General features: G+C 43.5%; 8 protein-coding genes. 1 reads left to right on the top strand and 7 read right to left on the bottom strand.

Annotated features, from left to right (window positions below; genetic code table 11):
* Positions 1–159: 159 nt before the first annotated feature.
* The 6 genes from BM613_RS10875 to BM613_RS10850 form a co-directional block, all read right to left on the bottom strand.
* Positions 160–1860 (bottom strand): acyl-CoA synthetase, encoded by a 1701-nt coding sequence (locus tag BM613_RS10875; RefSeq protein WP_109431210.1) that lies wholly within the window; start codon positions 1858–1860, stop codon positions 160–162.
* A gap of 149 nt (positions 1861–2009) precedes the next feature.
* Positions 2010–2771 carry an ABC transporter permease gene (locus BM613_RS10870; protein ID WP_109431209.1) on the bottom strand — a complete coding sequence of 254 codons (762 nt, stop codon included), beginning with the start codon at positions 2769–2771 and terminating at the stop codon, positions 2010–2012.
* A 27-nt stretch (positions 2772–2798) separates the two neighbouring features.
* A complete protein-coding gene (locus BM613_RS10865) occupies positions 2799–3587 on the bottom strand; it encodes an ABC transporter ATP-binding protein (RefSeq protein WP_245926361.1) in 789 nt (262 codons plus the stop codon).
* Positions 3538–4155 (bottom strand): DNA-3-methyladenine glycosylase I, encoded by a 618-nt coding sequence (locus BM613_RS10860; protein WP_109431213.1) that lies wholly within the window; start codon positions 4153–4155, stop codon positions 3538–3540. The genes BM613_RS10865 and BM613_RS10860 overlap by 50 nt, the downstream gene beginning before the upstream one ends.
* Positions 4156–4187: 32 nt before the next feature.
* Positions 4188–4985: an SDR family oxidoreductase gene (locus BM613_RS10855; RefSeq protein WP_109431207.1), complete on the bottom strand. Its 798-nt coding sequence runs from the start codon at positions 4983–4985 to the stop codon at positions 4188–4190.
* Positions 4986–5083: 98 nt separating this feature from the next.
* Positions 5084–6070, bottom strand: a complete 987-nt coding sequence (locus BM613_RS10850) for a type I phosphomannose isomerase catalytic subunit (protein ID WP_181363070.1) — start codon at positions 6068–6070, stop codon at positions 5084–5086.
* 278 nt (positions 6071–6348) lie between these two features.
* Between BM613_RS10850 and BM613_RS10845 the strand changes: the two genes are divergently transcribed.
* Positions 6349–7950, top strand: a complete 1602-nt coding sequence (locus BM613_RS10845) for an APC family permease (RefSeq protein ID WP_109431205.1) — start codon at positions 6349–6351, stop codon at positions 7948–7950.
* A 73-nt stretch (positions 7951–8023) separates the two neighbouring features.
* Here BM613_RS10845 and BM613_RS10840 read toward each other — a convergent pair whose 3' ends face one another.
* Positions 8024–8794 (bottom strand): enoyl-CoA hydratase, encoded by a 771-nt coding sequence (locus BM613_RS10840; protein WP_109431204.1) that lies wholly within the window; start codon positions 8792–8794, stop codon positions 8024–8026.
* Positions 8795–8856 lie beyond the last annotated feature (62 nt).

Raw genomic sequence — 8856 nt, 5'->3', positions numbered from 1 at the left:
CTCGCTACCTTCTTGCGCCGCCGCTCGCGGCGACATCGAGTAATATAGCATACCCTGTTTTGCTCTGTCAAAGCCTATTTCGAAAAAAATACGTTGTAATTTATTCCTTGGAATTTATCGGTGAAATGCACGAAGAATAAGCTTGAACGAGACCATCTGCTAAGTCGATGGTCTTGTACTTTTACGCTCTTGTTCACGTTTTTTCAGAATATGACGTTGAATTTTCCCGGATGGAGTCATCGGGAATTCTGTGACGAATTCGATTTCACGAGGATATTCATGCGCTCCGAGACGAGTTTTTACCCATTGTTGCAATTCGACTGCAAGTTCATGCGTTTGCGTGAACTCTGCTCGCAATTTTACAAATGCTTTTACGATCTCGCCGCGCACAGGATCAGGGCTTCCGACGGCAGCCGCCATTAGCACAGCTGGATGCTGGGTCAATGTTTCTTCAATTTCAGAAGGACCTATGCGATATCCCGCAGATGAAATAACATCATCTTTACGACCAACAAAGTGGAAGTATCCATCTTCATCTTTATATCCTAAATCTCCCGTACAAAGCCAATCACCAATAAATTTTTGTTTTGTAGCATGAGGTTGCTTCCAGTATTCGAGAAACATCACGGGATCGGGGGTGAGAATTGCAATCTCGCCAATTTCCCCGCATTTTACCAGTTGTCCATTGGCATCAATGATTTCAACACGGTGGCCAGGAATGGGACGACCCATGGAATTCGCTTTGACTGGAAAAAGCGAACTGCAGTTCCCTAGTACTACATTACATTCTGTCTGACCATAAAATTCGTGAATCGTCACGCCTAGTTGTTCTTTCGCATAATCCAGTGTTTCTTGTCCTAACGGTTCTCCCCCACTTGTGATCGTCCGCAGTTGCAGATGCCAACGCTCCCTCGGACGCTGAATTTGGCGCATCATTTTGAGCGATGTTGGAGGCAGAAACACATTTCTAATCTGCTTGCGTTCCATCAGAGTAAATGCTTGTTCTGGATCAAATTTCGCCATGCGATGGGCCACGACAGGGACCCCCCAATGTAAAGCAGGGAAAAGTACATCAAAGAGTCCTCCAATCCATGCCCAGTCAGCGGGAGTCCAGAAACGATCTCCCAAATGGGGAGCAAAATCATGAGGTAAGCTTACGCCAGGTAAATGTCCTAATAAAATTTGATGGCCATGTAAAGCTCCTTTTGCAGGACCCGTAGTTCCAGATGTATAAATAATCACTGCCGGATCAGCTGGCCGCGTGCGTACAGGATCAAACTGTGGAGAAGCTCCATTTTGCAGATCAGTAAAGAAAAGCGTATCTCTTATTTGCTGGTCGGTGACAATAATGGATTGTAACGTGGTGAATTGCGAACGCAGGTCAAGGATTATGTGTGCATGTGCTGCATCTGTAATGACAACTTTTGCACCACTGTCATTTAAGCGATGTAACAACGCATCCGGCCCAAATAATGCAAACAAAGGAACAGCAATGGCGCCTAATTTGTAAATAGCAATATGCGCAATCGGCAACTCGCTACTTTGTGAGAGAAGTACAGCAATCCGATCTTTACGTTCACAACCAAGTCCGCGCAAGGCATTTGCAAGACGATTTGAGGAAACTTTTAATTCTTGAAAAGTCCAAATAATCTCTTTGCCTCTCTCATCTTCTTCAATGAGGGCAATCGCACTTGGATGGCTGTCTGCATGTCGATCACAAACGTCAACGCCAAGATTATAATGCATAGGAAGGTTCCATTTGAACTGAGAGTATACCTCCTCGTAAGTAATCTGATCATTTTTACTCTTTACTACTCTCGACAATTGATCCCATGAGTCATCAGAAGAATTAGAAAACATAAACAAGCCCCCCGATCCCAATGATACCGTCTTATTTGTATAGATAAGATGATTGTACATCGTTTAGAAGTGAAAACGAATACACCGTTTTACATACAAGACTTTCTTTGCTCAATCAAGACATTGCGCAATTGTAGTCGAAGGTAAAATTAGTTATGGGAGTTTGGAAGGACGAGTTGGTGATAGCGATTAAACAAACTCGGATAAGTGAGAAAACCAAGTGTTATACTGGCAATCATTGCAGAAGCCATAAATGTAAATAGTACAACGAGTTGATAGCGCACAGCAAGGATAGGATCTGCCCCTGCAATAATTTGTCCTGTCATCATCCCAGGCAGTTGTACAAGTCCAGTGGTTTTGGCGCTGTCAATCGTAGGGATAAGGCTTGCCCGAATGGCCTGTTTGACAAAAGGTACAATTGATTGTTTGGGAGTACCTCCCAGAGCGAGAACGGTGATGATTTCTTGGCGATGGGAATGAGCTTCTGCTTGCAAACGATTCAGCAATAACCCACTCACAATCATTGCGTTACCAATAATCATGCCACTAATCGGAATCAAATATTGCGCTTTTGCTGGGATGATATTCAGGCCAATTAGAAAACTTTGGGCAATGATTTCAGTGATCGCAATTGCAAATAAGATCTTGAAAGAGACTCGGGGAATCCCCTTTCCCCGTTTAGCAGCATTTTGAGTGGCTACCCCGATCATGAGTGCGATCATGAGGATCATAAATAACGGATTATTCAATCCAAATACAATTTTTAACACATATCCGACAGCCAACAATTGGATCGAAGAGCGAATCGTCGCAATGACAATATCACGTTCCACACCTAATTTTAGCCACATCGAAAGTAAAATTGCGATCCCGACAAACGCTAAGGTAAAAGAAAGTGTGAGCAAGCTCAACGAAATAGTGCTCCTTTCCTACTCGATTTATATGCGTTGCCCATTTAGTTCGCCTTGTAAAAAAAGTCGCCCCAGTTCGGTTTGTGGAGATGTAAAAAATTGCCTTGTTTCAGTCACTTCAATAAGTTGTCCTCCGATCATCAACCAGACCCAGTGACTGACGCGCAATGCTTGTTCGAGATTATGCGTAACCCATAGCATGGTCGTTTTGTTTTTTTCATGGATATGTAGGATCCATTCCTCAACATCACGAGCTGCAGAAGGATCGAGTGCAGAGGTCACTTCGTCAAGCAGCAAAACTTTCGGCTCTGTAGCAAGTACTCGCGCTAAAGCAACTCGTTGTTTTTGTCCCCCTGAAAGTTCACTTGCTTCATGATCCAACAAATCCGCAGATAAGCCAACGTTTTGTAGATAGCGTTCAGGTTGATTGAATGTATCTCCTTGTAATACGCGCGCCAATTCAATATTGGTTCGTACCGTACCAGGAAAAATGGTCGGTGTTTGAAATACAAGACCAACTTTACGGCGCAATTCAGTGATATTCCAATCTAGCACATTTATCCCGTCCACAAATACTTTCCCAGCATCTGCAGTGATCAATAAATTACAAAGCGATAACAACGTGCTTTTCCCGCTTCCCGAGGGACCAATCAAGGCAACAATATCACCCGGTGCCACAGCCGCTGTGACGCCTTTTAAAATCGGAATAAATGTATCCTTGACGTAAAATGACTTAACTACATCGCGAAATGCAAGCGCAGCCGACTCAGAATGTTCCACCATGTTTTCTATCACCTCTGTCACTTGCCTGGACATTGGGAGCCAAAGAAAGTATGGGATAGCGAAAACAATCTACTGTATGATCCATCACCATACCTGTAGCTTGCATGAAACTATAACAAATCGTCGTTCCCACAAAACGGAATCCTTGCTTTTTAAGTTCTGTACTCATATGGTCAGAAAGCGGCGAAGAAGTTGGAACCTCTTCGCTGCGATGCCAGTGATGTATTTGGGGGTTCCCATCCACGAAAGACCACATGTACCGTGAAAATGTCCCATATATTTCTCGAATGTTAAGATATGCGCGCGCGTTCTCTACGGCTGCTTGCAGCTTTAAGCGATTGCGAATGATGCCCCTGTCTTGAAGTAACTGTGCGATTTTTTGTTCATCGTATGCAGCTATTTTTTCTGGAATAAAATCATCGAATGCACAACGAAAGCTCTCCCTTTTTTTTAAAATAGTAATCCAGCTTAACCCAGCTTGAAATCCTTCTAAGAGGAGAAATTCAAACAGCTTAAGATCGTCATAAACAGGAACTCCCCACTCTTCATCGTGGTAATGTATCGAGAGTGGGTCTTGCGAAACCCAGTCACAGCGTGTCAGCACAAGGTAACTCCTTTATGTGAACATAGGATCTACATGCTGCGGATTGCTCCACCGTCAATAAAGATGGTTTGACCAGTCATGTAGGAATTTACAGGAGAGAGCAAAAATGCGGCTAATTTTCCAAATTCCTCAGGTTGACCGTAACGATTCAGTGGGATATGACTTTGTTCATCAAGACGTACTTCTTCAATCGTTCTCTGTTCTCGCACTGCCCGTTGTTCATCAAGCCACTGAACTCGATCGGTGTGTATGCGACCTGGTGCTAAATTTAAAATTTGGATGTTATCTTTGGCGACTTCTCGAGCTAAGGTTTTAAGCATAGCCATGGTCGCTGTGCGTACCGTATTTGACAAAATGAGATTAGGTATAGGCTCTTTCACTGAGACTGAAGAAACATTTAAGATTTTCCCGCCTCTCTGCTTTTTTAGATATGGGAGAGATTCGCGGATGAGGCGCACGACACTTAATAAATTTTGGTTTACTGCAAATAGCCACTGTTCATCAGATAATTGTTCAAATGTCCCTGCAGGAGGACCGCCTGCATTTGTGATAAGCAGATCAATTCCCCCCAATATTTGCGCGCTTTTTGCGATCAATTGAGCAATGTCATTCTCTTTTGTCACATCTGCAGGAATTGCATAAAGGCGCGATGGATCAATCCCCGTTTTTGTCATTAGATCTTTTTTTGTTTCCTCTAAAACTTTTACATTCCTGCTAGAAATGACTACTCGGCATCCTTCTTGGATCAGTTCTGTTGCGATCGCTCGTCCAAGACCACGTGATGCAGCCGTCACAATTGCCCGTTTGTCTTGTAATCCCAAGTCCATTTGTATGATTCCTCTCTATGCGGATCGTTCTTTTTTCTATCTACCTTTTCCATTGTCATCTCTATACGCGCTTCATTCAAATTTAAGTATACCGTAATTTAATAATGAACGCGAAGAAGTATGCATTCCTTGTGCCAGATCATCTCATAGGAATGCACGGTCGCAGGAATCAATCCGACTTCTCCAGGGGATAAGTGCAAGGAGAAATCGGGAGACTTTTCATTGTCCACGCGAATTTGAACATTACCTTTTACGCAGATGATCATGTCGGGACTGCGTTCACGTCCAAGATGAAAAGTAAGTATACGGCTTTGTCCATTAGGAAAATCGGTTTCAAGCACAATTTCCTCGATGATGAAATAAGGAGATACGATCTTTTTTGGCTCTTCAATTACGCCTATTTTGTTTTCGTTTTTTTTCGTTTCTTCTGTTGGAAAATTAATTACTTCTGCAGCTTCTTTTATATGCAAAGCACGTTTTTCTCCACCATTACTTACGCGATCCCAATCATAAATGCGATATGTAAGATCAGAGGTTTGCTGAATTTCTATCACACTTGTCCCGGCTAGTAACGCATGAACCGTCCCCGCCGGAATATAAACCATCTCACCTGCAGTGATCTCCCGATACTGTAAGTGAGATTTGATTTCTCCAGTAGCAATAGCGCTCTCAAAATCAGCACGTGAATTGAAATCGTGTCCAAGACAGATGCGACGCTCACCTTGTGCAGATAGAATGTACCAAGCTTCTGTTTTTCCAAAGTCGCTTTCGTAAGTTTGCGCATAGACATCATTAGGATGGACTTGTACAGAAAGATTTTGGTCTGCTTCCAAATATTTAATTAGAAGCGGAAAACGCGGCTGTGGAGATTCGCCTAGAAAATCTTCCGGATACACGCGAACAAGGTCATTGAGTGATTGCCCGGCCAAGGGCCCTTCTGCAACAACGCTCTGGCGTGTAGGATACGCCGACAATACCCAGTACTCTCCAATCGGTTCCGAGAGTTGTGTGTGAAACATTGACTTCAACTGGTGTCCACCCCAAATTCTCGGAACAGGAATTGGCGTAAATTTGACGGGAAACACTCCATCGCCTCCATTACAAACATCAAATACAGTGAACTTACCTTCTCCATGATAGCATGCACACGCTACCCTAGAGTGAAAAAAGTGCAGTACAGCAAAATCCGTAAATATGATTTGAATTAAAAGAATGAAGAGAGTATACTTATTCCCCATAAAACTCAGTTTCTTAGAAATGGGGGATCATAGATAAACATAGAATAGTCAGATTTGTAGGTTTTATTCATTATTATTTCATTAAATACTCAACTTGATATTTTGCCTTGAAGGGAGTAAGGGAAATGAACGCAGGATTTAAGCGGGATTTATCTCTCCTCGATTTGATCATGGCTTCAGTTGGAGGCATTATCGGATCGGGTTGGTTATTTGGAGCTTTGTATGCTGCCCAAGATGCAGGACCAGCAGCAATTCTTTCTTGGATTATTGGTGGAGCAGCAGTTTTATTAATTGGATTGGTTTATGCTGAATTAGGCGGAATGCTTCCTGAATCGGGATCGATCGCACGATATCCACACTATAGTCATGGACACGTGACAAGTTTCATCATGGGTTGGGCCGCTTGGATCGCATATGCTTCAGTCCCGGCTGTCGAAGCAGAAGGGGTTATGCAGTATGCCGCACACTGGTTTCCAGGACTTTGGGATACACAGACGAATCTCCTTACTGGACTCGGTCTCTTTTTTGCGGCTCTTTTGATGTTTGCCTTCTTTTTAGTCAATTATTTTGGCGTGCGGTATTTTGCAAAAGTGAATACGACCGTTACGTTTTTGAAATTTATAATGCCCGTGTTAACCATCATCATTTTTCTCTTCGCCGGGTTACATTGGGGAAATTTAACACAAGCAGGTGGATTTTCACCTGAGGGGACATCGGGTATCCTCGTTGCGGTCGCTACATCTGGAGTGGTGTTTGCCTACTTAGGATTTCGTCAAGCACTTGACCTATCCGGTGAGGCAAAAAATCCTCAACGTGATATTCCACTTGCACTTCTTACATCGATTGTGATTGGAATTGTACTCTATGTTCTCTTAGAGTTGGTATTTGTGGTTGGAATTGATCCTAAAGCTCTTCAACATGGTTGGCCAAGTGTTTCGTTTAATGCGCCTTTTGCACAACTTGCAGCGAGTTTAAATCTCGGTTGGCTAGCAACTCTATTATATGCGGATGCCGTACTGTCACCCGCAGGTACTGGCAACGTCTATATTGCTTCGACAACACGTGTGTTGTATGCGCTTGCAAACAATGGGTATTTCCCGAAAGCGCTTGCTAAAGTTGATTCTCGTACAGGAATTCCAGTTTTTTCTTTAGTAACAGCTTTTGTACTGGGATTGATTTTTCTACTCCCCTTTCCGTCTTGGCAATCACTTGTAGGGCTTGTTTCTTCTGCGACGGTTTTCACTTATATCATCGGCCCTGTATCGCTTGCGGTCCTGCGAAAAACGGCCTCCGAGGCTCACCGGCCCTACCATTTGTCTGGTGCATCACTCATTGCACCCATTGCATTTGTGATTGGTTCGCTCATCATTTATTGGACAGGTTGGGCAACAGATTCAAAACTATTGATTGCATTATTGATCGGAGTCGTCATTTATGCTTTCTTTGCCCTCATTATGCCTAATGAAATTCGTCGACCAGATGCACAATCGATCAAGAGTGGAATTTGGCTGATTCTTTTCTTACTTGCAATGCTCGGACTAACGTACATCGGTTCTGCGAAACTCGGAGAACTTAAAAACTGGATCCCCTATCCTTGGGATATGGTTGTTGTCGCCATTGTGTCATTGCTCTTTTATTACTGGGGAGTTGCCAGCGGATATCGGACAGCCGATGTAGTAGAGGCATTGGAAAATATCTCTCAAACTCGTGAAGCAAGCGAATTGTGATGAACTCTACAAATTTTCATGTGCTGGGTTGCTCGTAAGCAAACCCAGCACATCCTGTCTTCACAAGACGTATTTACCGCCATTGTGGCGGTCGTTTTTCTAAAAATGCAGAAATTCCCTCTTTTGCATCAGGAGTTGTACTTTGTAGTGAGATCACTTGAGTTGCAAAGGACAGGGCCTGTTCATCTGTCATGTTGTACTGCTGATACAGAAAACGTTTTCCTGCTGAAAGTGTAGATAAACTGTACTGTGCGATCGTCTGAGCGAGTTCGTATGTGGAGGAATGAAGAGTGTCTGGATCCGCGAGACGATTGACCAATCCATGCTCAAGTGCTTCAGTAGCGGAAATAAATTCTCCTGTAAATAACATTTCTGCTGCTTTTTTTCGACCGACATTGCGTGTAAGATGAACTGCTGGCGTGCTGCAAAAAAGTCCAATCTTGACACCAGGTGTAGCGAATCTTGCGTCAGTTGATGCGACTGCTAAATCGCTTGCCGCAACGAGTTGGCATCCTGCTGCGGTTGCAATTCCTTGCACCTCAGCAATGACAATTTGAGGGATCTCCCGCATGACCGTCATGACACTGCCACAGGTTTGAAAGAGACTAAGCACTTCTTCAGATGGACTAGAGATGATTTCGCGCAAATCATGACCGGAACTGAACACCGGACCGTGTGCCTTGAGGATGACCACATGAATGTTTTGATCTCGTGCAATTTCATGCAAATCGAGGGCAAGCGATTCTAAAACAGACTTCGATAACGCGTTGCGCTTCGATGGATTATTGAGTGTAATTGTGGCAATTTTTGATTCGTGATGCAAAACACTTTCTGTGAGTCTCATGGGCAACCTCCTTCTGGAAGATGATGATCAAGATTACAATAACATATGGCCACCGATCTGAG

This window comes from Sulfoacidibacillus thermotolerans (genome assembly GCF_003144315.1).
Lineage (GTDB): Bacteria > Bacillota > Bacilli > Alicyclobacillales > SLC66 > Sulfoacidibacillus > Sulfoacidibacillus thermotolerans.
The sequence above is the reverse complement of the archived record's forward strand: the minus strand, read 5'-3'. Positions and strand labels throughout refer to the sequence as shown.